The organism is Lysinibacillus sp. KU-BSD001, assembly GCF_042920265.1.
GTDB lineage: Bacteria > Bacillota > Bacilli > Bacillales_A > Planococcaceae > Lysinibacillus_B.
In genome coordinates, this window is sequence record NZ_JBDQZI010000001.1 from 85707 (window position 1) to 110387 (window position 24681).

A 24681-nucleotide genomic window follows, 5' to 3' on the forward strand; every position below is an offset into this window, starting at 1 on the left:
TACTGTAGAGCAGGAGGGTGTAACGTGCAATTAGCAGAGTTATTAAAAGATTGGCCGTGCACTGTAAAAGGCTCAATTCGAGAAGAGGTTTTTCGTTTAGAAGATGTCGTGGATGAAGTGCGACCAGGGGATTTGTTTATCGCACGTAAAGGAAAAAAACATGATAGTAAAAAATGGATCCAAAAGGCGATTGAGTCAGGTGCAAAGGCGATCGTTGTGGACGATGAAGTGTTTTTTGATGGGTGTGTTAGCGATATCCCATTCGTTTGGGTGCCTAATATATTACAATTCAGTGCCTATGCCAGTGCAAAACTATGCGGCTTTCCTTCTGAAGCACTGACAATCATTGCGATTACAGGTACGAATGGCAAAACAACGGTTAGTCACTTGATAGGACAGTTATTGCAAAAAATGAATAAACGTGTATTAGTAATTGGTACAAATGGCGTCTATCTAAATGGTACGTTATTTAGTACAAATATAGAACAGTTAACGACATTGCAACCAAAACATTTACATCCAATATTACTTGAAGCTGTTCGAAAAAATGTACAGTATGTTGTAATGGAAGCTTCATCAATGGGCTTGGCTACACATCGACTGGATGAATGCGATATTGATATTGGTGTTTTTCTGAATTTAGGGGAAGACCATTTAGAAGATCATGGCTCGTTTGAACAGTATAAGTTGGCGAAGCAGCGCCTAGCAGGACTGAGTAAAAAAATCGTATTAAATGGAGACGATTCTTTTTGTCGAGGGGTGGGCGTACTGGCGAAGCGTGAGAAACGCTACTTTGGCATAAAGGGTCGAGTGGATGTTTTATTGCAATTATTGGCGGAAGGAAAAGCAGAAAGTACATGCTGCGTCCAAATGGCGAATCATGAAAAGGTCATTACTATTCCGTTTATAGGTGATTATCAGCGGTCAAATGTAGCAGCAGCTATCACTGTAATGGATATGCTTGGTTTTCCATTTGAGGATGTAATGAAAGAAGTACCAACGCTTACTTTACCGATTGGTCGAATGCAAACATTCCATAGTAGTCAAGGTTTTCAAGTGATTGTCGATTATGCGCATACAGCCGATGCGTTAAAAGCGGTATTACAGGCAGTTAAAAATACAGTCGACCAAAAGCTAGTCGTCGTATTTAGTTGTGGTGGAGAACGAGATGTAGCAAAGCGAAAAGAAATGGGCACGGTAGCATCTAAGTATGCAGATCATATTATTTTAACAACGGATAATTGTCGAAGTGAAGACCCCGAAGTGATAAATGAACAAATTGCCACAGGCTTTTTTGCGACTCAAAGCTATGAGGTTATTTTATCTCGCGCTGAAGCGATTGAAACAGCGCTAAGGCAAGCGACAGAAGGCGATATTATTGTCATTGCTGGAAAGGGGCATGAACGTACGCAAACAATTGGCGATGTTACAACCCCATTTTCTGATATTGATTATGTAACGAATTTACTGACGCGGCTCCATGACGAAAAATGATGCAGTAGCCGTAGCTAATTTTTTACCTGTTTCATCTTCAATCACACACTCCATAACGATCATTCGACGCCCCTTATTTACGAAATAGCCTGTCGCAATTAATTCCTTGTTTTTCGTTGTCGCGATATAGTTGATTGTTAAATTGGTTGTGACAACATTTTTCCCTTCTTCAACCGACCGAGAAGCAAGTCCGCCCATCGCAGCATCAGCAATCGTTGCTAAAATGCCACCATGCGGTACTTTAATCGTATTATGGATAACAGGTGTTACAGGTATACGTACAATGCTATGGTCAGTATAAAACTCACCCATCATATGTAAAGTAGCGTTAATATAGCGGTTATGAATACCTGTTTGTTTGTCGTGTAATCCTTGAAGCAGATGCATAAGTACTTCTTCATCTTCTGGTGTACTATGTGCCAAAATCGATTGTAAAAGTTGCTCCGCTTCCTGTTTTTTCGATGCAATCATAATGTTCTTCCTTTATCCTGAGTATTATTTAGTAGTTAGTAAAGTATATATATTGAAGGAGATCCATATAAGCAAGGACATCATCTCGAACTATTTGGGGCAAGATGTGTCTTTCTAATAACAAATATAACATCTTTTCTGTTATGATAGGTGGGAGATTGGAGGAATTTTCGATGATAATGACTTCAGAGTGGGCTTTTATTTTAGATGAAGCTGATGCGTTAAGTGCGATGATTCTTTCTTCTGAACAAGCTAACAATTTACGTGATGCCTACCGCGCAGTATATGACAATCACCAGCTTGTAGAGCAAATTCATACATTTAGCCGACTTAAAGAACAATATGAAGACGTACAACGTTTTGGGAAATATCATCCCGATTATCATACAATCATGAAAAAAATACGCGAACAGAAGCGTGCGCTAGATTTAAATGATGCAATTGCACAGCTAAAAATTGCAGAAAATGACTATCAAGATTTGTTAGATGAAGTGAGTCTACTGATTGGGAAGTCCGTATCAGAAGCTGTCAAAGTACCTGTAAGTAATCCCTTTTTTGCCACAGCAAGCGGGTGTAGTACGGGAGGTTGCGGTTCAGGCGGTAGTTGTGGCTGTTCCGTATAAAGGGGAGAATGTTTATGTTGTCCTTAAACGAAATGCGAGAGGTGTTGGATACCTCTCGCATTTTGTTTTATACATTTACGTATTTCTTTAGTAAAGTTTCAGCAATATCAGGGCGATCTGTAATGATGCCTGTTGCGCCGGAGCGAACTAAGCGAGACATCGTTACTAAATCGTTAATCTCTGTATATAAGACATGGCAATTTAAATCGCTTAAGAATTTGATGAATTTTGGTGAATCAAAATTCATGACATTAGATTTTAATGGTACTTCAAATACATCTACTTTTGGATTGAACAGGTGTCCAAATTGGCTTGTAAATGATGTATATGCTTTTGTAATATCAGCATCACCAGCGCCTAATGCTACGCGATTTTGTGCGTATAAATTAAAGCGATCAGCTTGTTCGCTATAATTTGAAGAGACAATGACACGGTTTGTTGCCTGTAATTCTTCAAGTAGGCGCCATAGTTTGGAAGGCATTAAGCTACCTTCATAAGTATCAGGAGCATCTTTAATATCGATATATACAACCTTCTCAGGGAATGTTTCAAGCAATTCACGCAATGTTACAACTTCTACTTGTTCGTTTTTATATGGATAGTTGCCTTCTAAACATTCAAAGTTTTCTCCGATATTTAACTCGCGTAATTCAGCAAGTGTTAAGTCTTTTACAGAACTAGAGACGCCTGTTAGTCGCTCCGTTGATGCATCGTGGAATAAAATAATTTCCTCATCTTTTGTAAGACGGACATCCACTTTAAATCCATCTACACCATACTGCACTGCTTTTTCAAATGCCAACATCGAATGTTCGGGTGCTAAATGAGCGCCACCATGATGTGCTAATACAATTGGACGTGTAAAGCTTAGTACGTCTTTATCTTCACGTTTTTGTGGTTTTGCTACTGCTTTTGTCCCTGCCCATACTGCTGCGCTAGCTGCTGCAATGGCAAGTGCGATTTTTGTTTTTTTTCCCATACTTTATCCTCCTCATACATTACGTATTCCTTTGTAAAGCTTCAATTATACATGTAAGACATAAATAGAGCGCTGTTTTACATGAAACTCGTGAGGAAAAAACACTCTATTATTTCTATTATAACGGAAAATACTACCTTCTGTCAGCTAAACGCTGTTGCTATCAATTTTGACTGTATGGTATGCTCATATCAAGAAATGGAGGATTTATATATGATAGAAAGGCAAGGAATCATCGTTTATGTGCATCAGTTAAAGCACGCCAAGTCCCTTCGTAAATATGGTCATGTGCATTATATTTCACGCAAAATGAAGTACGTCGCAATGTATTGCAATCAAGAGGACGTTGAAATGCTTAAACAAAAACTACAACGTCTTCCATTTGTGAAAGACGTTGTTGAGTCATTCCGTCCGCTATTAAAAACGGAGTTTGAGAATGCGAAACCAGATAAGGCAAAGGAATATGACTATAAAATAGGCCTTTAACTATTGCATTGGAGGTATATAACGGCTCATGCGTAAAATACCAATTAAGTATTGATAAAACTGGTTTGTTTCTGAAAAGATAGAAGAGTGTTTCACTTCAAGTGTAGTTGCTTTTTTATCGATAGAAGCTAAAGCGTCTGTAAATAATGTCATCCGTTTTGTCGTTTTTTCTGCACTGTAAGGAATGCCTTCACGGCAGATGTAAATAGGCATAAATTTGCTTTCTCCTACAGGTTGAAACGCAACGGCTAGTGAGCAATATGTTTGTTCATTTTTAGTAGACGTAAAGATAAATGCTTCGTGGAAACGTACTTTGTTTGCTTGAATGAGTTCGCATAATTCATATACATCTCCGTAACCTTGACCAAGCTCTATAAATTGTTGAATCATTATGTTTCACATCCTTTCCATACCATATAGTATCACGATGCAGGAGGACAGGCACATGAAATTTGCAGTGAGTTTATTTGCAACATTCTCAATCATCGTCGGCGCTATGTTATTTATGCAATACCAAGTGTATTCTAATCAAGACATTCCAACAAATGAAGCGTTTACGTATTCACAAGAAATTGAAATTACGTATAGAGCAGGAAGTCTAGATATCCGCCATCATTTCAAAAATTTACCGAATGATTCACTGGAGATTGTATGGCCCGCATTAGCAACCGATCGAAATTGTTTTTTAGAAACAGAATATAGCTGTGCACGTTTAAGTGAGGATAAGGCGACATTTGAAGCAGGTGAAAACCGTACTCAATCCGTTTCGTATATTATTCCGCTTGAAGGCGGATTAACGTCTGAAAACGTAGTCAAAAATGTATATGCATCTTTAAAAAACGGTGATGTAAAATTTTCAACGGTGCATATTTCAACAGAAAGTTCAGTGGCTGGTCAGTGGGTGACGGGATTGCCATTAATTGGTCAGCAATCTTTAGCCCTTGTTAATTATTCAATGTTTAGTGGAAATGGACAAGTTTATGATCTTTATTGGCAACAAACAGGACTTGCACTACAAAAGAAAACAGACGCATTATCCATTTATGCGAATACCGATATTTCAGCAGAGATAAGCCAGGCTGCAGACGAACTAAATCGTTTAAGTGATGAGCATATTGCCATTATTGCTGGAAATAATATAGAGGTGAAAGCACATCGTATGTTGTTTTTACCGCAGTTATCAGTACCGGCACTGCAAAAAGAGTTTATGATGGCACAAGTCGAATCACAATATACATTTGTTGATTCACCATTGTGGCTAAAGCATGTTGTTGCTATGTATTTATCAGGCGAGACTTTTGGTACGCCGCGAGCGCAAAAAATCATGGAAATATTAACAAATCAAATGACAGAAGAACAACTAGCTGATTGGAAAAAACGTCTAAAAGAATTGGAAGGAAATGTCGTTTCGCCAGAAGTTTTAGATAAGCAATTATCAGCTGTTCTTGGTACATATACCGAATATTTATCGATGAATGTAGATGCAGCGCAAACGTATCCATTTATGTTCCATGATAAACGAAAAGTGTATGTAAATAGTGTGCTAACAGAAGATATTGATGTTGTTTTATATGAAGGGAAAGTATTATATACAGCAGATCCATTATTGCATAGTATCGGTTATACTACATCACTTGGTCCAAATGGTTATTATGTAAATAGTGATACGCGTGTCTTCCGCTTCCCAGAGAATGAACATGGTTTCTATGTATTTAATCAACGTCGTTATAATACGACGACATCGCCTCTTTCTGTTGTGGCCGGTACTTACTACATTGAGGAATCGTGGTTGCAGCGTTTATTTTTAATTAATTTGCAAAAGGATGAGCAATCTGTTCAGATTACTACAACAGCACAGCAGTAGAAAGTTAGGTGAAGAAGTATGCGCGTTGTAGCAGGCGAGCGCAAAGGTATGCCTCTAAAGGCAATTACTGGTACGACAACAAGACCGACAACAGATAAAGTGAAAGAATCTATTTTCAATATGATTGGGCCATTTTTCGACGGTGGGATTGCACTTGATTTATTTGCAGGAAGTGGCGGCTTAGGGATTGAAGCGTTAAGCCGTGGGGCAGATAGAGCAATCTTCGTTGAAAAAGATGGGAAGGCTTTTGGTACATTACAAGAGAATATTAAAAAATGTCGTTATGAAGATTATGTAGAAGCATTTCGGACAGATGCTGTTCGTGCTGTAAAAGCACTGTTGAAGCGTGATATTCAAATTGATTATTTATTTGTCGATCCTCCCTATCATAAAAAAGAATATTATGATTTAGTAGAAACACTTATACAAGGGGATAAATTAACGGAATATGCGACGATTGTTTGTGAGCACTCGACAGAAATACAGCTCCCAGCAAATTATGGCGCATTTACGTGTATGAGACAAGAAACTTACGGTGGAACGATTGTATCGATTTATCGTAGACAAGAGGAAGAGGGAGAAGCAATTGTCTGAGAAAGTTGCAGTAGTACCAGGAAGTTTTGATCCAATTACAAATGGACACTTAGATATTATTAAACGTGCTGCAGATGTATTTGATGTCGTATATGTGGCGGTACTCAATAACTCATCGAAGAATCCATTGTTTACTGTGGATGAGCGAATCGCACTAATTGCCGAAGTAACCAAATATTTGCCAAATATTCGAATTGAATGTTCTTCGGGGTTATTAATTGATTATGCTCAGCAAAAAAAAGCACAGGCAATCGTACGTGGTTTACGTGCTGTTTCTGACTTTGAGTATGAGATGCAAATTACATCGATGAACCGCGTACTAGATGAGCATATTGAGACGTTTTTCATTATGACGAAAAACCAATATTCATTTTTAAGCTCCAGTATAGTAAAAGAAGTGGCAAAGTATGGGGGCAAAGTGAGTGAGCTCGTGCCGTCCATTGTTGAACGGGCTTTAAAAGAGAAATTTAATACGAAATGATAAAAAGGCTACCCTAAGGGGGTAGCCTTTTTAAATGAAAATTATTGCATATAGAACTGGGATTGCTATGGAATAAAGTACGCGAATCCATGCATAAGTAGAGAGTGGAATAGCAGCTGCTTTTGCGATGACAGCTACTTGCATATGAATACTTAAGCTTTGTGTTGTTAAGAATACAGTGATAGCGAGTAGTAGCACATTCCCTGTTAATAATGTGTGAGCAGCATGAAGCCCATTCGTCATTTCGAGCGTAGCTGCAAGTAACAATAATTGTTTTGGTGCGAAAATATCATCTACAATCGCATAAAGGACGGTATAAATTGTAGCAAAGAAAATAATCGTTGAACCGACAACAAGCACAGTAGGCACACTTTCTTTAATGCTGGATGTAAACGCATTTTTAGGAACAGTGGTAGAATGTACACTATTTTTATGTGCTGGCAAAAAGAATAGTAAAATGAGTGAAAATGTATGAAGTAGTATTAAATATTGCCAGCTAAACTGAGTATTTCCTAGCAAATCTTGTCCTACAAAACCAATGACAAACAATGGGCTTGGACAATGGCAAATACCTAAAAGTAATGCAGCCTGCCTTTCTGTAATTTCGTTTCGTTCTTTTAATTGAGCGATGATTGAGGCACCTGTTGGAAACCCGCCAAGTGCACTTAATATGTATATTTTTAAATAATAGAAGGGGCCATTTAGCGGCAGCGGTGCAGTTAATTTTAACAGCCAGCTTGTCAATATTAAGTAGGTTAGTAAATAGGGAAATAATGCATCCATAAAAAGCGCTATTCCAAAATCTGCTCCTTGATGGGCAACGCCAGGAAAAAGCAGGAGTAACACTAATAAAAGAGTGCTGCAAATTAATTGGAAAATTAAAATTATAGAAATCCACTCTTTTCGATATTTTGTCATCTAAAGTATGAAGTGCTACACTAATATATGCATTATGATGATTGTTTATCGTATGTAAGAAGTAGGAGGTGCTCAAACATTGAAGAATAGTAAAATTTCCGCATTAATTGTAACCTTTATTTGTATTATTTTGGTGGGCGTCCTGCTACTCTATCCTTTAGATGTATACGTTATGAAGCCTGGTCATGCATATGATGTTTCCGAATACGTAATGGTTCAAGATGGTGACGAAGATGATGAAGGGACCTTTAGCTTAATGACGGTATCGATGTCAAAAGCGACGCCACTAATGTATGTATATGCAAAGTTGAAAGATTATTATGAGCTATTACCGATGAATCAAGTGCGTCAAAATGAAGAAGATGAAGAAGAATATAATATACGCCAGTTAAAATTAATGGCCGATTCGCAGTTTAATGCATTGTATGTTGCTTTTTCACGCGCTGGTTTAGAGTATGAAGTAACCTTTCAAGGTGTGTATGTGCTAAATATCATTACAGGTGGGGCGGCAGACGGTATATTAAAGCCAGGTGATGAAATTGTAGAAATCAACGGAGAAACGATTGAAAGTCAAGATATGCTTGTAAGGCGCATTGAAGAACAACGCGATGAAGGGCACGATGAAATAGAGCTTGTTATTAATCGGAATAACGAATTATTAACAAAAGTCCTCGCATTGAAAGAAATTCCAGGTAGTGAAGGCAGAGTGGGCTTAGGGATTATTTTTACAGAAAGTAAATCCATAAAAACGAGTCCAAATGTCAATATTGATACAGAGAGCATTGGTGGTCCATCAGCAGGATTGATGTTTACCCTAGGTATATTAAATCAACTGCTTGATGAAGACTTGACAAAAGGTTACAAAATCGCTGGTACAGGTGAAATGTTAGAAAGTGGTATCGTTGGTCGCATTGGTGGTGTAGAGAAAAAAGTTGTTGCTGCACATAAGGCGGGAATGGAGATTTTCTTTGCGCCAGATGATCAAGTGACAGAGGAAATGTTAAGTAGAAATCCAAACTATTTGTCAAACTATGAGGCTGCTGTTAAAACGGCAAAAGACATCGGTACGACAATGAAAATCGTACCGGTGAAAACGATTGAAGAGGCATTGCAGTATTTAGAACAACTAGAACCAAAGAACTAAACACGAATAGGCGGGGTTTTAATATCCTCGTCTATTTTTTGTGGGCTAAATAACTGCATGCCAATCGCATACATAGCTGTTGCTTGAATATCGAGTGTCAGCATGGCATCTTTTACAGCAGCGACACGGCTAATAAGCGGTAATTGTATTTGTTTTTTATACGTCGATAAATAACGTTGGCCGTTTTCCGTCATGCCGAGTAAACGGATATAAGTTGGTGTGTTAAAAGCGTGTAATTGTTCTTTTGTAACCCCTGTATAAATATGTGTAAGCATCCGTTGTAGGCGCGTCCATGTATAACGCTTAGATTTTAGTTTCATCATAAATTCAATGTAAGTATTGCTCGTCTTTGCGTGCTTAATAAGAGCGTTCTCAATCCCTTCCTGTACGTCCGCATAGGCGGTTAATTGTTCAGGTGTATGCCTTAGGATGGCATACTTTAAAAGTGGCCACAGTACTTCCCAAGACATGAATTTTTCATGTTTAGCTTGCCAATCGCGTAGCAACGTGTAAGAGTTTTTTGGTAAAAAGTGAGACACGTCTTGTCCATCAGATAAAGCTTTTCGAATGCCTGTGGCGCTAGCGATATGCTTTTGGTAATCGATATCATCATAATAACCTGCTTCAATCCGCTGAATGGTCACAGCTTGCATCTTACTTTTTAATGCGTTTGCTGCTTCAATATAATGAAACCCTAAAATATTATTAGGTTGTGCTAAATCAATATAATGGTTAGGGTAAGTTAACTTTAATGATTCGTAAGCATAATGAAGCGCTTGCGGGTAGCTCATGCCTGTTTTGACTGCTTGTTGAATGAATGTATTATACTGAGCACGGTTCGATTCAATCAATTCAACGGTGTTTAAAAATGGCGTGATGCTCCCTTGTTCGCTACCGAAAGCAAATGTTGAGCAACCAATTGCATCCAGCAGTGTAATGGCCCCTTTTGCAAAATCATGAGCTAGAGCTGTACTATATACATAGGGCAATTCAATTACTACGTCTACACCGTTTGCTAGAGCCATGTTTGTACGTGTCCATTTATCCACCAGAGCTGGTTCACCGCGTTGCAAAAATTGCCCGCTCATTACTGCGATAGCGACTTCTGCACCAGTTATTCGTTTCGCTTCTTGTACATGGTGAAAATGGCCGTTATGGAATGGATTATATTCAACAACAAGTCCAACCGCTTGCAAATTAGCCCACCTCCTAGTAGAATAAAACTTTATGTAATGATGCAATGAGTGCGAATAATTTTAAAGCATCTATTTATACTGATTATACGGGCGATTTAAACTGGTGACAAGAAATTATCTTGACATCTATTTTTGTAAGCTATATAATCTACAGTGTTGTCTCGAGGTGATTAACGAATGAAGTGGTCAATTCATCAATTATCGAAGTATCGCCAAAATGGGATGCCGATTGATGCTGAAGTACAATTGGATGAAGTGAAGGATCGCAACAAGGACATTCGCCGCATTTCACCCGTTCATGTAAAAGGGCTTTGTACTTTTGGTGCATCGCAAATGACTTGTCAATTTACGCTTGAAGCGACATTAACACTTCCATGTGCTCGCACGTGGGAAGACGTTGAATATCCTATCAACGTTGAGACAACTGAAGTTTTCAGTTGGATTGACGAAGAGAAGCGTGGGGATGTTGATGGTGATATCCATTATATCGATGGTGAAGTCATTGACATAAAGCCAGTGCTAGAAGAGCTAATACTTTTAGAGATTCCGATGCAAGTATTCAAAGAGGATACCGAAGGACAAGTGCAAGGCGGGAAAAACTGGTCATATTCAACAGACGAAGATGAAGCGATTAAACGTGAATCTGACGAACCAAAATTGGATCCAAGACTGGCTGCTTTAGCTAAGTATTTTGATCAAACAGATGAATAGATAATCTGTAAGGAGGTGCCAATAATGGCTGTACCATTTAGAAGAACTTCTAAAACTGCAAAAAGAAAGCGTCGTACGCATTTCAAATTATCTGTACCTGGCATGGTAGCTTGCCCAAGCTGTGGTGAAGCTAAATTAGCTCACCGCGTTTGTAAAGCATGCGGACAATACAAAGGTAAAGAAGTAGTAGCGAAATAATTCAGTATTTACGCTATATAAAGGTGATATAAGAGGCCATGGCTCTTATATCACTTTTTTCTTTTGGTTATATTATAATTTTAGTACATATTGGCGTAACGATTGGGGATGTAAATGGAGGGCGAGAGAAGTCCTGTATTTTAATAAAATATCGCAGAGCTTTCTTTTTTTATAACAAATTTAGCGAATATTCGCATAGTTGTGTTGTCAAATCTGTATAAATTAGGCTACCATTAAAGAACGTTTACTAGCGCAAAGATTGTAAAGGGGATGACAGAAGTGGCGTATTTAATTGAAAAAAACGATGGAATTTTAATATTTACCATCAATCGTGAAGAAAAGCGGAATGCGGTTAATGATGAAGTGATGGAGGGCTTAAAAGAGGTCATTACATATGTAAAAGAACATAATGATGTACGTTTTTTAGTGATAACAGGTGCTGGCGATAAATCGTTTTGTTCCGGTGGGGATTTATCTGTATTTCACGAATTAGAAACAGAAGAGCAAGCATTTGGTATGTTAAGTAAAATGGCAAATATTTTATATGAATTAGCGACATTGCCAGTGCCAACAGTAGCGTTAATTAATGGTACAGCGGTTGGCGGTGGTTGTGAAATTGCCACGGCTTGTGACTTCCGTTTAATGGCTTCTCATGCGAAAGCTGGATTTATTCAAGGGACTTTGGCGATTACCTCTGGTTGGGGTGGCGGTACGTATTTATTTGAACGTGGATTACGCCATGACCGTGCATTAAAAATGTTAGTAGATGCTAAACCATATGATGCGCAAACATTGTATGAAATCGGCTGGGCAATGCGTGTTTACTTTGAAGGAACGAAGGAAGAGGCGCTGGCTGATTTTATCGAACATATGAGTAAAATTCATCCATCTGTCCATCAAGCGTATAAAGAAATTGAGCTTCGTAAATGGCGTGAACGCAATATGTACGGTCGTATTATGGAGGAAGTGCGTACATGTGCAAAGTTATGGGAGAGTGAAGCGCATCACGAGGCGGTTAATAGCTTCCTAACAAAATCGAAAAAATAATGCACTAGATGGATTGTCTCTAAAAAGAAGGAGGCAATTCATTTTTTTATTCTAATTTTTTACTCGATGCATATAGTAGTAAAAAATGCGAGGTGAACAAGTTGGGAGAAAAAAGACGTAAAGATCAATGGACAGCAGTGGATGATGAAAAACTAGCAGAAATTGTGATTGGTTATGTCCAAAATGGCAAGACACAATTAGAAGCGTTTTCGCGTGCTGCAGAAGTGCTCGGGCGTACAAAGCAGGCTTGTGGTTTCAGATGGAATAAGACGCTTAGGTTGCAATATGGACATGTTTTAGATAATGTACGTAAACGTCCTAAACAAATGATGCGTAGCCACTTGAAACTAGCGCTAACAAATTTTGAAGAACTAACAGAAGCGTATAATACGCTTGATTTAAAATATCGTGAATTACAGGCTGAGTATGATAAAATGTTAAAATGGTTACATCAAGGGACTAGTTTTTTAAATAAAGAAGTTGGACAATAATGAACAGCAATCACATATCTCGAAAGTTAAGGAATTATCCCTTATAATGATGAAAAGGTCTGTTTTATAAGTGAAAAAAGTAGCGATTTCAACAGATGTGAGCGCTACTTTTATTTCTCGTTAATGGGCATCCCACCTCCATTTCTTGATTTTCTTAAGCCTTGAGGTGGGGATCCCTTCGCTTTCGGTACAGATAAACTATTTCCTGTTAATAAGAGAAAAAAGAACATGTATGGTCGGAAAAATTGTACAATACTGTTATTTAACTTACTATAGTATGATATTAAGTATGAAACTAATCAGTTTAAGGTGGGGGAGCAGGTGACAGTTCAAATTATCGGCGGCGGTGCGGTTGGCTTGCTGATGGCAAGTTTTTTTTCGGAAAAAGACATAAATGTGGAAATCGTCTCTCAGCGTAGTGGACAGTGTGAAGCATTATGTACATATGGGTTAGTTCGAAAAGGTAGAGCGGGTGAAGAGAAAAAGTTTTCGGTAGGAGCCACGACACAAATCGCGGAGACTCCAGAGCTTGTTATTATTGCCACGAAATATAATGCACTTGCTCAGGTTTATCCACTCCTTATGCAATTGCCGACAACAGTTCCTTTGTTATTTCTTCAAAATGGTTTAGCACATTTCGAAGAAGCGTTACACTTACCGCATTTACATATCGCATTTGGTAGCGCTCAATTTGGTGCGCAACGAGAAAATGATTATATGGTGATACATAAAGGGATAGGTGTTTTAAAGGTAGCGGTAGCGCGTGGAGCAGTTGAAAAATTTGCTTATATCGATGAGCTACAAGGGGCATTGTTACCTATTCAACATGAAATGGATGCGGAAAAAATGTTATTAGAAAAAGCGCTCCTCAATTGCTTTATCAATCCGTTAACCGCTATATTAAAAGTAAAAAATGGGGAATTACTCACAAATGCGCATGCCTATTCATTGCTTGAAATACTATATGAGGAATTGATGGCGGCATTTCCAAGCGTTCGGTCGCAATTTCCGTTTGATCGTGTAAAAGGATTGTGTGAAAAAACCGCTATGAATACTTCTTCAATGCTAGCTGATAGACTAGCGGGGCGCAAAACAGAGGTCGATACGATTGTAGGGGCAATTTTAGCGAAAGCAGCACGAAATCAACAACGGATTCCAACGTTATATACGTTGTATCAAACGATTAAGGCGTTAGAACAGGTGGAGTGTGGTGATAAAATGTGAAAATATTTATTGAAGCGGTAGGTGGCATTATTCTCATTTGCCCGCTTGTAGCGTTAATACTAACATTTATCATTTGTAGGAAGATGCGTATAAAAAAAATATATGCGGTCGGATTTGCTGCAGATGTCACAACGTTTATTTTGTTTTTCTCTGTTCCGCTCGCTTTTTATAGCATTTGGGAGAAATCTTTGTTTTTGTCAATCGTTATTGTTGCATTGCTTATAGCGATTAGCTTTACATATATCGATTGGCGAACAAAAAAAGAAATTGACGTGCCCATCTTATTGAAAAAGATATGGCGTGTTTATTTTATACTATTAAGTGCGATGTATTTAGGGGCTTGGGTCATTGGCCTCTCAGTAAATATTATGGAATATCTAGCGGCACCATAAGGCAAAAATGTTTTCGCGAGCAGGTAAAACATATACAATAATACATATATATATAGTAAAAATATACTTAGCATAGTAAACTGAACCGTTAGACGATGCAAATCATGCATAGTTGAGTTAGAAAGTAGAGGCGTTTATTTCATGAAGCTGGAGCAAATTTCATTACCAGTGAACAATGAAGTGTTAGCGGATTATTGGAATCAGGAAGCTGACATTCATTCATTTTTTGCGTATCCATTTGAAAAAGATTCGTTTGCGAAACGTGTAAATACGATACATAAACAGTCCTATAAGCGAGAGGCTTTAGTACAAGTAATTCGTTCTTATATGGAACCCTTTGGTGTATCAAAACAAGCAGAAAAACATTTGCAGGAGCTGGAAGAAGGAGCGCTTGCTATTGTTGGTGGGCAACAGGCAGGTGTATTCACAGGGCCTTTATACTCAGTTTATAAAGCGATAACGGTTATTTTGTTAGCACATGAACAACGACAAGCATTGAAGCTACCAGTTGTACCGGTTTTTTGGATTGCTGGAGAAGACCATGATTTAGAAGAGATTAATCATACATTTACCGCTGTAGAGGGAGCGCTTAAAAAGCGTGGATACAGTAAACGTTCCAATAAAAAAACGATGGCATCAACAACGACAATCGATCATGAGGCAATGGAGCAGTTGATTAAAACTGTTTTTGAAGATTATGGTGAAACAGCATATACAGAGGCGCTACTTCATGAAGTATTGGAAGCGAGTCGTTGTAGCCAAACATTTACAGATTTCTTTACGACATTAATGAATCGTTTATTTGCAGCATATGGGCTGTTAATGATTGATGCAGCATATGAGCCGTTGCGTGAATTAGAAAGTGATTATTTTGCGCGCTTAATTGAACATAATGAAGAAATTGCGCAAGTTGTAGTAGCGCAAGAGCAAGCACTGCAAGCGGCGGGCTATGGGAAGCCAATTGAGGCAACTAGTCAAAATGCGAATTTATTTTATATAAAAGACGGTGAGCGTTTTTTACTAGAAAGAAAAGATGGGTATTTTGTCAATGCTTTAGCACAGCTAAAATTGACAAAAGAAGAGCTGGTGCACATAGCGAAACATTCCCCAGAAAAGTTAAGCAATAATGTCGTGACAAGACCGTTAATGCAAGAGATGGTATTCCCTGTTTTGGCGTTTGTGGGTGGTCCTGGTGAATTGGCTTATTGGGCAACTTTAGGACGAGCATTTAGCACATTAAATCTTGAAATGCCTATTTTTGCACCGCGCTTGAACATTTCAGTTGTGACACGTAAAGTTCAACCGCTACTCGATTTACATCAACTAACGTTTGAAGATGTTGTAGCGGGGAAAGCGACTCAAGCAAAAGAGCGATTTATTGCCAGTGTGCAAGATGAGCAAGTCATTGCGCAAGTGGAAGAGATGCAAGAGGCGCTGCTTGAGCAATATAAGTTAGTATATACTCAGTTAGCTAATAATGAATTACATCTTGATCAAACAATTGAAAAGAATAAGGCGTATCATATTAAACAATTTGCTTATTTAAAAAATAAAATCTCAGAGCAAACATTGCAGAAGCATAGTGTAGCGATTCGCCAATTCAATATCATGAATGCTGAAATTTTTCCGCATGATAGCTTGCAAGAGCGAATATTTAATCCTTATCAGCTAATGAATCAGTATGGTCCGACATTTGTAGAAGATTTAATGAAATTACCACTCAATATAGGGCCTGAACATTATGTAGTAATATGTTAATAAAAAACAGTTATCTCGAAAATGAGGTAACTTTTTTTTATGACCATTTTAGTATTTTGGGTAAAAGGAAATAAGGTCTAAACTCCCGAATCCCTGTAATGGCGAGGGAAAGACGGGAATTTAGTGGTAGAAAGTGGGGGGATGTGGTACATTATTAACTAAAGTAGGGGTGAGTAGTATGTTCATGGGAGAATATCAACATTCGGTTGATATGAAAGGACGTTTAATTGTTCCCGCGAAATTTCGTGAGCTGTTAGTTGACACTTTTGTCATTACGCGCGGACTTGATAACTGTCTTTTTGGCTACCCTATGGATGAATGGCGAAAGCTCGAAGAAAAATTAAAAGGACTTCCGATGACAAAAAAAGATACACGTGCCTTTACACGTTTCTTCTTTTCAGGAGCAACTGAAGTAGAAATAGACAAGCAAGGTCGTATTAATATCCCGACAACACTTCTTTCACATGCGAATATTACAAAGGAATGTGTCATTATTGGAGTGGCGACGCGCATTGAAATTTGGGCTAAAGAGGCTTGGGAACAATACTTTGAGGAATCTGAGGAATCCTTTAATGAAATTGCAGAAAATATGGTAGGCTTTGATTTTTAATGAAGCCCAAAGGAGTAAGTTTTTATGTTCGATCATACAACCGTGTTATTAAAGGAAACTGTTGATGGGTTGAACATCAATCCCGATGGTATCTATGTTGATTGTACACTAGGTGGTGCAGGGCATAGTGAGTATTTAGTAAAACAGTTATCACCACAAGGTCGCCTTATTTGTTTTGATCAAGATACGACGGCGATTGAAAATGCACAAATGCGCTTAGCTGACTACTTGGATCGTGTAACTTTTGTACATTCAAATTTCCGCTATTTGAAGGATGAATTGTATAAGCTGAATATTCATAAAATAGACGGCGTTTTATATGATCTTGGTGTATCATCACCACAACTTGACACACCAGAACGAGGGTTTAGTTATCATCATGATGCGCCACTTGATATGCGTATGGATCAAACTGCGGAGTTAACGGCAGCTCATGTTGTGAATGAATGGGCATATGAGGATTTGGTTCGCATCTTCTTCCGTTATGGAGAGGAGAAGTTTTCTAAGCAAGTAGCGCGTAAAATCGAAGAGGCACGAAAGAAAGCGCCAATCGAAACGACAGGGCAATTAGTGGAGCTCATAAAAGAAGGCATTCCAGCAGCAGCACGGAGAAAAGGCGGGCATCCTGCAAAGCGTATTTTCCAAGCGATTCGTATTGCGGTAAATGATGAGTTAGGGGTAGCGGAAGAGTCGCTAATCGACGCAATTGAATTATTAAAAGTGGGAGGACGCATTAGTGTCATTACATTCCACTCTTTAGAAGATCGTTTATGTAAAACGATTTTTAAGGAAGCGTCTTCATTACCAGAGCTTCCACCAGGTTTACCGATTATTCCAGATCATATGAAACCAACATTGAAATTAATAACGCGAAAGCCGATTTTACCATCAGAAGAGGAGTTAATAGCAAATAATCGTTCACGCTCAGCGAAGTTAAGAATTGCTGAAAAAATAAACGATAAAGGACGTGACTAAATGGCAGTTCGAGTTAGACAACAAACTTATATTCAACAACCGTCAATGCCGGAACAGCCACAGCAGCAATCGTCGCCTCAAAAGCAGAAAAAAGCTGATAAACCGTCATTGATTACAGGGAAAGAAAAAGTGCTATACATAACTTTTGTTATTGTGGTGGCATTGTTCGCCGTATCCATTTTGCATAAGCAGGGACAAATTCAAACAACGACGATAGACATACAAAAGCTTGAAGCAGAAATTCAACAAGTCACAAAGCAAAATGTAGAGTTAAAAGTACAAGTAAGTGAACAATCAACTCATGAACGCATTTGGGAAAAAGCGAAAGAGCTCGGCTTAACATTGAATGGGAAAAATGTAAAGGTTGTGTCAGGGGAATGAAAAAGCTTAAGTTTCGCTTTCAATTAGGAGCCTTTCTAATGTTTTGTATATACGGAGGGCTCTTTTTCCTATTGTTTTGTCGTTTCTTTTATATTCAATCAACGGGCGAAGTGCTGGGACATAATTTACAAGCCGAGGCAGCAAATAAATATGCACGTGAAACCATATTAACGGCAGAACGTGGACGGATTTTAGATCGCAATGATAATGTCATTGCGGAAGATACGCTTAGTTATCGTTTAATTGCTGTCGTGCGTGAATCTGCTACAACTGATCCAGAAAACCCGCGTCATGTAGTGGATGCCCGTGAAACAGCACGGATTTTAAAACAATATATTGGTTGGGATGAAGAGAAAATATATGCACAATTAACGAAAGATGGTGATCCACCACCGTATCAAGTGGAATTTGGTTCAGCTGGACGAAACATTAGCCATGACGTCAAAGAGGCGATTGAAGAGCATCGTTTGCCTGGTATTATTTTTGTGAGTGAAAAAAAACGGTATTACCCCAATGGTTCCTTTGCAGCCCATTTAATTGGTTACGCAGCAAAAGATGAGCAAAAAGATGGTACTTTTAAAACGGTCGGTCGAATGGGTCTTGAGAAAACGTATAACGAAGAATTGACCGGTGAAGACGGTAAAATTGTGTATGATAGTGATGTTTTTGGCTATTTACTAGCCAATAGTGAAAAGACAATCCAACCAGCAAAAGATGGTAGTGATGTTTATTTGACACTGGATAAGACAATTCAAAACTTTGTGGAAGACGCGATGAATCGGGTGGACGAACAATATAATCCTGAATCCATGGTAGCAGTAGTAGCTAATCCGAAAACAGGTGAAATATTAGCGATGACGGAGCGGCCAACATTTGATCCAGATACACGTATAGGGCTTGACACAAACTGGTTAAATGATGTGGTAGAAGAAGTATTAGAGCCCGGGTCGACGATGAAAATATTTACGCTAGCAGCAGCCGTAGATTCCGGTAATTGGCATCCAAATGCAACATTTCAATCTGGATCGTATACACTTTATGACCGAACAATTCGTGACCATAATAGTGTAGGATGGGGCAACATAACGTATTTAAAAGGCTTCCAACACTCTTCTAATACAGCGATGGCCCATATGTTGAACATTATGGGTAGTGAGACGTATTTAGAATATGTCAATCGCTTTGGATTTGGGCAGAAGACAGGCATTAACTTGCCAAACGAAGCGACAGGTACCATTTTAACGAAAAACCCGATTGACCGCGTGACAACAACATACGGGCAAGGTTCAACTGTAACACCGATTCAATTGATTCAAGCGATGACAGCAATTGCGAATGACGGAAAAATGATGCAGCCGTATGTCGTAGATAAAATTGTTGATTCGAATACAGGTGAAGTCACATATAATCAAGAACCTGTAGTAAAAGGGGAACCGATTTCCGCGGAGACAGCAAAGCAGGTGCGGGAAGTTTTAGCCTCAACAGTTACATCAGAAGATGGTACAGCAAAGCGCTATGCCATTGAAGGCTATGAAGTAGCGGGAAAGACGGGAACGGCCCAAATTCCAAAAGAACAGGGTACAGGATACTACTGGGGGAACCATCAATATATTTATTCGTTTTTAGGGATGGTACCAGCTGATGATCCACAACTCATTATGTATGTAGCGGTGAAACGTCCGCAGATGAGTAACTCTATATCGGGCGCGGAGCCTGTTTCACAAATATTTAACTCTGTGATGGAAAATAGCTTAAAATATTTAAATATTAACCCTGATAATACAGTCGAAGCACAAATGGTAGCAGTGCCAAACGCGATAGAGCAAAATGCAGAGACACTCCAACTCCAGTTAAGTAATGACGGTTTAACACCGATTATTATTGGTGAAGGTGGGACAGTTATTGACCAGTACCCGAAGGCGGATACACCGTTGTTAAAAGGTAGCATTGTCTTCTTAAAAACAGAAGGTGCGGTCACATTACCATCCTTTACGGGTTGGTCACTACGTAATATGCTCGTCTATAAAACGATGTCGAATGTACCAATTGAAATCGTTGGTGAAGGCTATGTCTATAATCAAAGTGCTTCTGCTAATACGATTATCGTAGATTCTTCGCCGATTGTCGTAAAACTACGAACACCGAAAGAAAGTTATACGGTTCAAGAATTACCCGTAGAGGAAGAGCCGTTACCACAAGATTAGTACTATGTTGAAGTGATTAATGACAGCATAGTTTGAATACACGCTTCGTTTATAACATAGGTTGTTATTAAAAACGGAGCGTGTTGTGGAATGAAATGGATTTTTAAACAAACGAGAGGGCGTTTAAAAATCATTATTATTTGTTTGTTGTTGTATGGGTTTGCAGTAATAGCGAGGCTTTTTTATGTACAAATTATACAACATGAGGAACTGACAGAACTGGCTAAAGCGAACTGGGATAGGGAGATTCCATTCCAGGAAGAACGCGGTGAGATTACAGATCGTAATGGAGAAGTAATTGTGACAAATAAGCTTGCACCGACACTGTATTTTATGAATGCCCAAAATCCAGACATCGAGCTGGTTGCTAAGCAACTGGCAGGAGTTCTAAATACAGATGAAAAGGCATTGCTTGAAAAACTATCCAAAAGGGCTTATTTAACGAAGCTTGCACCTGAAGGAAAAAATATTACAACGGAACAAGCTGAGGAAATTCAAAAAATGCAAATTGATGGGCTTTATAGTGGTGTAGATTATGTCAGGCATTATCCGTACGGGACGCTATTAGCAAGGCTACTCGGTTTTACGGGGTATGATGCGCAAGGACTAGCCGGCATTGAATATCAGTACAATCGTGTATTAACTGGAGACCCTTCTGCTATTCGACTATTTACAGATGCCAAAGGAAATGCCATGCCCCAAACGCAAGATGAATGGAGGCAAGGAGACGGCGGCGCAACCGTTGAATTAACTGTTGATGTAGCATTGCAGCAAGTTATGGAACGCGAATTATCGCAAGCAATGGAGCAATATAATGCAGATCAAGCGCTTGCCTTAGCGATGAATCCGAATACAGGGGAAATTTTAGGGATTGCTTCATATCCGACGTATGATCCGACTGCTTATCAAGAAGTAGATAAGTCCATTTATAATCGCAACTTACCAGTATTTATGACATATGAGCCTGGTTCCACATTTAAAATCATTACACTAAGTGCTGCGGTCGAGGAAAAGGTTGTGGACCTAAAAAAGGATACCTTTTATGACCGAGGTTTTACAATAGTAGAAGATACACGTCTGCGTTGTTGGAAACGAGAAGGACATGGTCATCAAACATTTTTAGAAGTAGTAGAAAATTCATGTAATCCAGGATTTATTGAAATGGGACAGCGAATTGGATCAGATAAGTTACTGGATTATATTCATAAATTTGGTTTTGGTAAACAAACAGGATCTAACATTGCTGGAGAAGCAAGCGGGATTTTGTTTTCAAAAGAGGGATTTGGTCCTGTTGAAAGTGCAACCACATCATTTGGTCAAGGTGTTTCGGTCACGCCAATTCAGCAAGTACAAGCAGTAGCCGCTGCCATTAATGGTGGGACATTGTATACGCCGTATATTGTCTCGAGAATACTAGATTCAAGCGGAGATGTATTGCTGGAAAACAAGCCGACTGCTAAAGGGAAAGTAGTGAGTGAGGAGACGTCGAAAATTGTACGTGAAGCGCTTGAATCTGTTGTCGCAAATGGCTCAGGTAGACAGGCATATCGGGATGGCTTACGTGTTGGAGGCAAAACAGGTACGGCACAAAAGGTTGAAAATGGTCGTTATAAAGACGGGGATTATATTGTATCGTTTATTGGATTTGCGCCAGCAGACAACCCAGAAATTTTAGTCTATGTAGCCGTTGATTCACCAAAATCGCATTTGCAATTCGGTAGCGTGATTGCAGCACCAATCGTAGGGCAAATCATTGAAGAAGCCGCATCGATTTTGCAAATTGAAAGTGCGGATGCAGAAAATCAATTGCCTAAAAAATATGTCTGGGGTGATGAGCTAACGGAGCGTGTGCCTGATTTTACTGGGCAAACAATGGAAGAAATAATTGAACAGCAATATGTTTACAAGATTGAATGGCATGGTGAAGGAAACGAAGTCACTGAACAATTACCAAAAGCAGGTGAACTAGTTAAACAAGACGGGATTATTCACTTATATTTATCGAATTAGTCCTTTCAAAATAGCGGTAAAACAACTATTATAGTGAAGGATGTTTACACATTTAATAGGATATTTAAAGGAGATTTCTTATGAATTTGGCAACAACGGCGACCATTTTAGCTACATCTTTTATTTTGACCGTTATTTTAGCGCCGATTGGTATTCCGATGCTACGGCGCCTAAAGTTTGGTCAAAGCATTCGGGAAGAAGGTCCACAATCGCATATGAAAAAAGCGGGAACGCCAACGATGGGGGGCATCATTTTTCTACTTTCCATCATTACAACGACGATTGCTTGTGGGCTTTTATTTAATGTACTTACGACACACACAGTTGTTTTACTGCTTGTTTTTGTAGGGTTTGGGCTAATAGGATTTTTAGATGACGGAATTAAAGTGATTTTTAAGCGGAATTTAGGACTCACGTCATTACAAAAATTAATCGGGCAAATTGCCATTGCGATTGCAGCATTCTTGTTATTACGTTTAGGTACATTGGATACAGCCATTGTAATTCCATTTACGGAGTTGCAGTTTGAACTCGGATCATTGTATATTGCCTTCTTAATCTTCTGGCTTGTTGGTTTCTCAAATGCAGTTAACTTAACCGATGGGCTAGACGGGCTCGTGGCAGGAACAGCATCCATTGCTTTTGCAGCATTTGGTGTCATTGCGTTATTTAACGAGCAAACGGATATTGCGTTATTTTCATTTGCCGTAACAGGTGCATTACTCGGGTTTTTAGTTTTTAATGCGAACCCAGCAAAAGTGTTTATGGGCGATACAGGCTCCCTTGCATTAGGTGGCGCATTAGCCATGATTTCGGTATTAGTAAACCAAGAGTTGTTATTGCTGCTAATTGGATTAGTGTTTGTCATCGAAACACTTTCCGTGATATTGCAGGTAGGAAGTTTTAAACTTCGTAAAAAGCGAATTTTTAAAATGAGTCCTATTCATCACCATTTTGAATTATCAGGCTGGTCTGAATGGAAAGTTGTAATCGTATTTTGGTCAACAGGGCTTATTATGGCATTAATTGCAGTCTTATCGGAGGCGTTATGATGAAGGAATATACAGCATTACAACATAAAAAAGTATTAGTACTTGGTTTAGCGAAAAGTGGCGTTGCAGCAGCGGAGCTTTTACATGAGTTAGGCGCATTTGTAACAGTAAATGATGCCAAACCATTTGATGCAAACCCTGAAGCACAAGGACTTTTAACAAAAGGGATTACGGTTATTTGTGGGCGTCACCCAGAGGATTTACTAGATGAAGGGTTTGAACTCGTTGTCAAAAATCCGGGTATTCCATATAGTAACCCGATTATTGCCGATGCGATTTGTCGTGAGTTACCAGTAATTACAGAGATGGAGCTCGCATATTTAGTAAGTGAAGCACCGTTTATTGGGATTACAGGTACGAATGGAAAAACGACAACGACGACATTAATCTTTGAGATGCTTGAAAAAGGGAAGCTTCATCCGTTAATCGCAGGGAATATTGGAACGGTTGCCTGTGGTGTAGCGAAGGAGGCAACATCAGATAATGTCATCGTCACAGAGCTTTCGTCATTCCAACTAATGGGGACACGTACATTCAAGCCGCATATTGCGATTTTAACGAATTTGTATGATGCGCATCTGGATTATCACGGTACGTTTGAAGAATATGCGCATGCAAAGTTTGGTGTAACGCGTAATCAAACGGCGGAAGATTTCTTTATCTTCAATAATGACCAAGAAGTGGTGCGCCAATATGCGGCGAAATCAAACGCACAGAAAATACCATTTACAACAAATGGGCGTGCGGAAGAAGGAATTAGTGCCGATGAGCAAGTCATTTATTGGAACGGGAATCCGATTTTAAACCGTGATGAAATTGCGTTGCCTGGAAAGCATAATTTAGAAAATATTTTATGTGCGGTAGCTGCTTGCTTGCTACATGGTTGTGAGATAGAAGCAATTAAAGACGTACTGGCAACATTCGCTGGTGTTCGTCATCGCTCTCAATTTGTACGTGATTGGAAGGGGCGTAAAATTTACAACGATTCGAAAGCAACAAACTGCCTCGCAACAAAGAGTGCATTAGACGCATTTAACAAACCGACTATACTGCTTGCAGGTGGATTAGATCGCGGTCACTCATTTGAAGAGTTACGAGAATCAATGGGGAATGTAAAGGCGGTTGTAGCATTTGGTGAAACGGGCTTACGCTTTATCGAATTCGCGAAATCTTGCGGTGTGAAAGCAACAGTTGCAGCAACAAATGTAGAGGATGCCGTTGTCTACGCAGCCAACCTTTCAGCAGAAGGGGACGTTATTTTATTATCACCTGCATGTGCGAGTTGGGATCAATATGATAGCTTTGAGATTCGCGGAGATGTATTTATCGATTGTGTGATGAAGTTAACTTAATACGGTAGGAAAGGATTTTTTCGCTG

General features: G+C 39.1%; 26 protein-coding genes. 21 read left to right on the forward strand and 5 right to left on the reverse strand.

Annotated elements, in window-relative coordinates; all coding sequences use genetic code 11:
• The first annotated feature begins 24 nt into the window (after nt 1-24).
• Complete coding sequence (locus tag AAGS61_RS00415; protein ID WP_391366304.1) at nt 25-1494, forward strand: UDP-N-acetylmuramoyl-L-alanyl-D-glutamate--2,6-diaminopimelate ligase; 1470 nt, start codon at nt 25-27, stop codon at nt 1492-1494.
• Here the strand turns inward: AAGS61_RS00415 and AAGS61_RS00420 are convergent.
• On the reverse strand, nt 1465-1965 hold the full coding sequence (locus tag AAGS61_RS00420; protein WP_391366305.1) for a PaaI family thioesterase: 501 nt from the start codon (nt 1963-1965) through the stop codon (nt 1465-1467). The genes AAGS61_RS00415 and AAGS61_RS00420 overlap by 30 nt on opposite strands.
• Nucleotides 1966-2138: 173 nt before the next feature.
• Here AAGS61_RS00420 and AAGS61_RS00425 point away from each other — a divergent pair, with 173 nt between their 5' ends.
• Entirely contained in the window at nt 2139-2588 is a 450-nt protein-coding gene (locus tag AAGS61_RS00425; RefSeq protein ID WP_391366306.1) for a YlbF family regulator, read from the forward strand.
• Nucleotides 2589-2655: 67 nt separating this feature from the next.
• On the opposite strand, the gene AAGS61_RS00430 is transcribed toward AAGS61_RS00425, so the two are convergent.
• The gene (locus tag AAGS61_RS00430; protein WP_391366307.1) at nt 2656-3567 is read right to left on the reverse strand and encodes a glycerophosphodiester phosphodiesterase family protein; all 912 of its coding nucleotides are present in this window, start codon (nt 3565-3567) and stop codon (nt 2656-2658) included.
• A gap of 213 nt (nt 3568-3780) precedes the next feature.
• Here AAGS61_RS00430 and AAGS61_RS00435 point away from each other — a divergent pair, with 213 nt between their 5' ends.
• Complete coding sequence (locus AAGS61_RS00435; RefSeq protein ID WP_391366308.1) at nt 3781-4053, forward strand: YlbG family protein; 273 nt, start codon at nt 3781-3783, stop codon at nt 4051-4053.
• On the opposite strand, the gene AAGS61_RS00440 is transcribed toward AAGS61_RS00435, so the two are convergent.
• Entirely contained in the window at nt 4054-4443 is a 390-nt protein-coding gene (locus AAGS61_RS00440) for a DUF7147 family protein (RefSeq protein WP_391366309.1), read from the reverse strand.
• A 55-nt stretch (nt 4444-4498) separates the two neighbouring features.
• On the opposite strand from AAGS61_RS00440, the gene AAGS61_RS00445 reads away from it, so the two are divergent.
• From AAGS61_RS00445 to coaD, 3 genes are read left to right on the forward strand one after another with little or no spacing between them, the layout of a single operon-like run.
• Complete coding sequence (locus tag AAGS61_RS00445) at nt 4499-5917, forward strand: RNA polymerase II (protein WP_391366310.1); 1419 nt, start codon at nt 4499-4501, stop codon at nt 5915-5917.
• 18 nt (nt 5918-5935) lie between these two features.
• Nucleotides 5936-6511 carry a 16S rRNA (guanine(966)-N(2))-methyltransferase RsmD gene (rsmD, locus tag AAGS61_RS00450; RefSeq protein ID WP_391366311.1) on the forward strand — a complete coding sequence of 192 codons (576 nt, stop codon included), beginning with the start codon at nt 5936-5938 and terminating at the stop codon, nt 6509-6511.
• Nucleotides 6504-6992, forward strand: coding sequence for a pantetheine-phosphate adenylyltransferase (gene coaD, locus AAGS61_RS00455; protein WP_391366312.1), 489 nt, complete (start codon nt 6504-6506; stop codon nt 6990-6992). Before rsmD ends, coaD begins: the two co-directional genes overlap by 8 nt.
• Before the next feature lie 30 nt (nt 6993-7022).
• On the opposite strand, the gene AAGS61_RS00460 is transcribed toward coaD, so the two are convergent.
• Complete coding sequence (locus tag AAGS61_RS00460; RefSeq protein WP_391366313.1) at nt 7023-7775, reverse strand: hypothetical protein; 753 nt, start codon at nt 7773-7775, stop codon at nt 7023-7025.
• 214 nt (nt 7776-7989) lie between these two features.
• On the opposite strand from AAGS61_RS00460, the gene AAGS61_RS00465 reads away from it, so the two are divergent.
• The gene (locus AAGS61_RS00465; RefSeq protein ID WP_391366314.1) at nt 7990-9054 is read left to right on the forward strand and encodes a SepM family pheromone-processing serine protease; all 1065 of its coding nucleotides are present in this window, start codon (nt 7990-7992) and stop codon (nt 9052-9054) included.
• Here the strand turns inward: AAGS61_RS00465 and AAGS61_RS00470 are convergent.
• On the reverse strand, nt 9051-10250 hold the full coding sequence (locus tag AAGS61_RS00470) for a nucleotidyltransferase (protein WP_391366315.1): 1200 nt from the start codon (nt 10248-10250) through the stop codon (nt 9051-9053). The genes AAGS61_RS00465 and AAGS61_RS00470 overlap by 4 nt on opposite strands.
• Nucleotides 10251-10427: 177 nt before the next feature.
• Between AAGS61_RS00470 and AAGS61_RS00475 the strand changes: the two genes are divergently transcribed.
• The 14 genes from AAGS61_RS00475 to murD all read left to right on the forward strand — a co-directional run bounded on the left by AAGS61_RS00475 (nt 10428) and on the right by murD (nt 24655).
• The gene (locus tag AAGS61_RS00475; protein WP_391366316.1) at nt 10428-10961 is read left to right on the forward strand and encodes a YceD family protein; all 534 of its coding nucleotides are present in this window, start codon (nt 10428-10430) and stop codon (nt 10959-10961) included.
• Between the two features lie 24 nt (nt 10962-10985).
• Nucleotides 10986-11159: a 50S ribosomal protein L32 gene (rpmF, locus tag AAGS61_RS00480; RefSeq protein WP_391366317.1), complete on the forward strand. Its 174-nt coding sequence runs from the start codon at nt 10986-10988 to the stop codon at nt 11157-11159.
• Nucleotides 11160-11438: 279 nt separating this feature from the next.
• The gene (locus AAGS61_RS00485; protein WP_391366318.1) at nt 11439-12206 is read left to right on the forward strand and encodes an enoyl-CoA hydratase/isomerase family protein; all 768 of its coding nucleotides are present in this window, start codon (nt 11439-11441) and stop codon (nt 12204-12206) included.
• A 101-nt stretch (nt 12207-12307) separates the two neighbouring features.
• Complete coding sequence (locus tag AAGS61_RS00490; RefSeq protein WP_391366319.1) at nt 12308-12697, forward strand: transcriptional regulator; 390 nt, start codon at nt 12308-12310, stop codon at nt 12695-12697.
• A gap of 321 nt (nt 12698-13018) precedes the next feature.
• Nucleotides 13019-13921 carry a ketopantoate reductase family protein gene (locus AAGS61_RS00495; RefSeq protein ID WP_391366320.1) on the forward strand — a complete coding sequence of 301 codons (903 nt, stop codon included), beginning with the start codon at nt 13019-13021 and terminating at the stop codon, nt 13919-13921.
• Entirely contained in the window at nt 13918-14313 is a 396-nt protein-coding gene (locus tag AAGS61_RS00500) for a DUF3397 domain-containing protein (protein ID WP_391366321.1), read from the forward strand. The genes AAGS61_RS00495 and AAGS61_RS00500 overlap by 4 nt, the downstream gene beginning before the upstream one ends.
• Nucleotides 14314-14454: 141 nt before the next feature.
• A complete protein-coding gene (bshC, locus tag AAGS61_RS00505; RefSeq protein WP_391366322.1) occupies nt 14455-16071 on the forward strand; it encodes a bacillithiol biosynthesis cysteine-adding enzyme BshC in 1617 nt (538 codons plus the stop codon).
• A 178-nt stretch (nt 16072-16249) separates the two neighbouring features.
• Nucleotides 16250-16681 (forward strand): division/cell wall cluster transcriptional repressor MraZ, encoded by a 432-nt coding sequence (gene mraZ, locus AAGS61_RS00510; protein WP_391366323.1) that lies wholly within the window; start codon nt 16250-16252, stop codon nt 16679-16681.
• A gap of 24 nt (nt 16682-16705) precedes the next feature.
• Entirely contained in the window at nt 16706-17656 is a 951-nt protein-coding gene (gene rsmH / locus AAGS61_RS00515) for a 16S rRNA (cytosine(1402)-N(4))-methyltransferase RsmH (RefSeq protein ID WP_391366324.1), read from the forward strand.
• Complete coding sequence (gene ftsL, locus AAGS61_RS00520; protein WP_391366325.1) at nt 17657-18037, forward strand: cell division protein FtsL; 381 nt, start codon at nt 17657-17659, stop codon at nt 18035-18037.
• Between the two features lie 38 nt (nt 18038-18075).
• Nucleotides 18076-20241: a penicillin-binding transpeptidase domain-containing protein gene (locus AAGS61_RS00525; protein ID WP_391366326.1), complete on the forward strand. Its 2166-nt coding sequence runs from the start codon at nt 18076-18078 to the stop codon at nt 20239-20241.
• Between the two features lie 90 nt (nt 20242-20331).
• Nucleotides 20332-22251: a penicillin-binding transpeptidase domain-containing protein gene (locus AAGS61_RS00530; protein ID WP_391366327.1), complete on the forward strand. Its 1920-nt coding sequence runs from the start codon at nt 20332-20334 to the stop codon at nt 22249-22251.
• 80 nt (nt 22252-22331) lie between these two features.
• The gene (gene mraY, locus AAGS61_RS00535) at nt 22332-23303 is read left to right on the forward strand and encodes a phospho-N-acetylmuramoyl-pentapeptide-transferase (protein WP_391366328.1); all 972 of its coding nucleotides are present in this window, start codon (nt 22332-22334) and stop codon (nt 23301-23303) included.
• Nucleotides 23303-24655: a UDP-N-acetylmuramoyl-L-alanine--D-glutamate ligase gene (murD, locus tag AAGS61_RS00540; RefSeq protein WP_391366329.1), complete on the forward strand. Its 1353-nt coding sequence runs from the start codon at nt 23303-23305 to the stop codon at nt 24653-24655. Before mraY ends, murD begins: the two co-directional genes overlap by 1 nt.
• Nucleotides 24656-24681 lie beyond the last annotated feature (26 nt).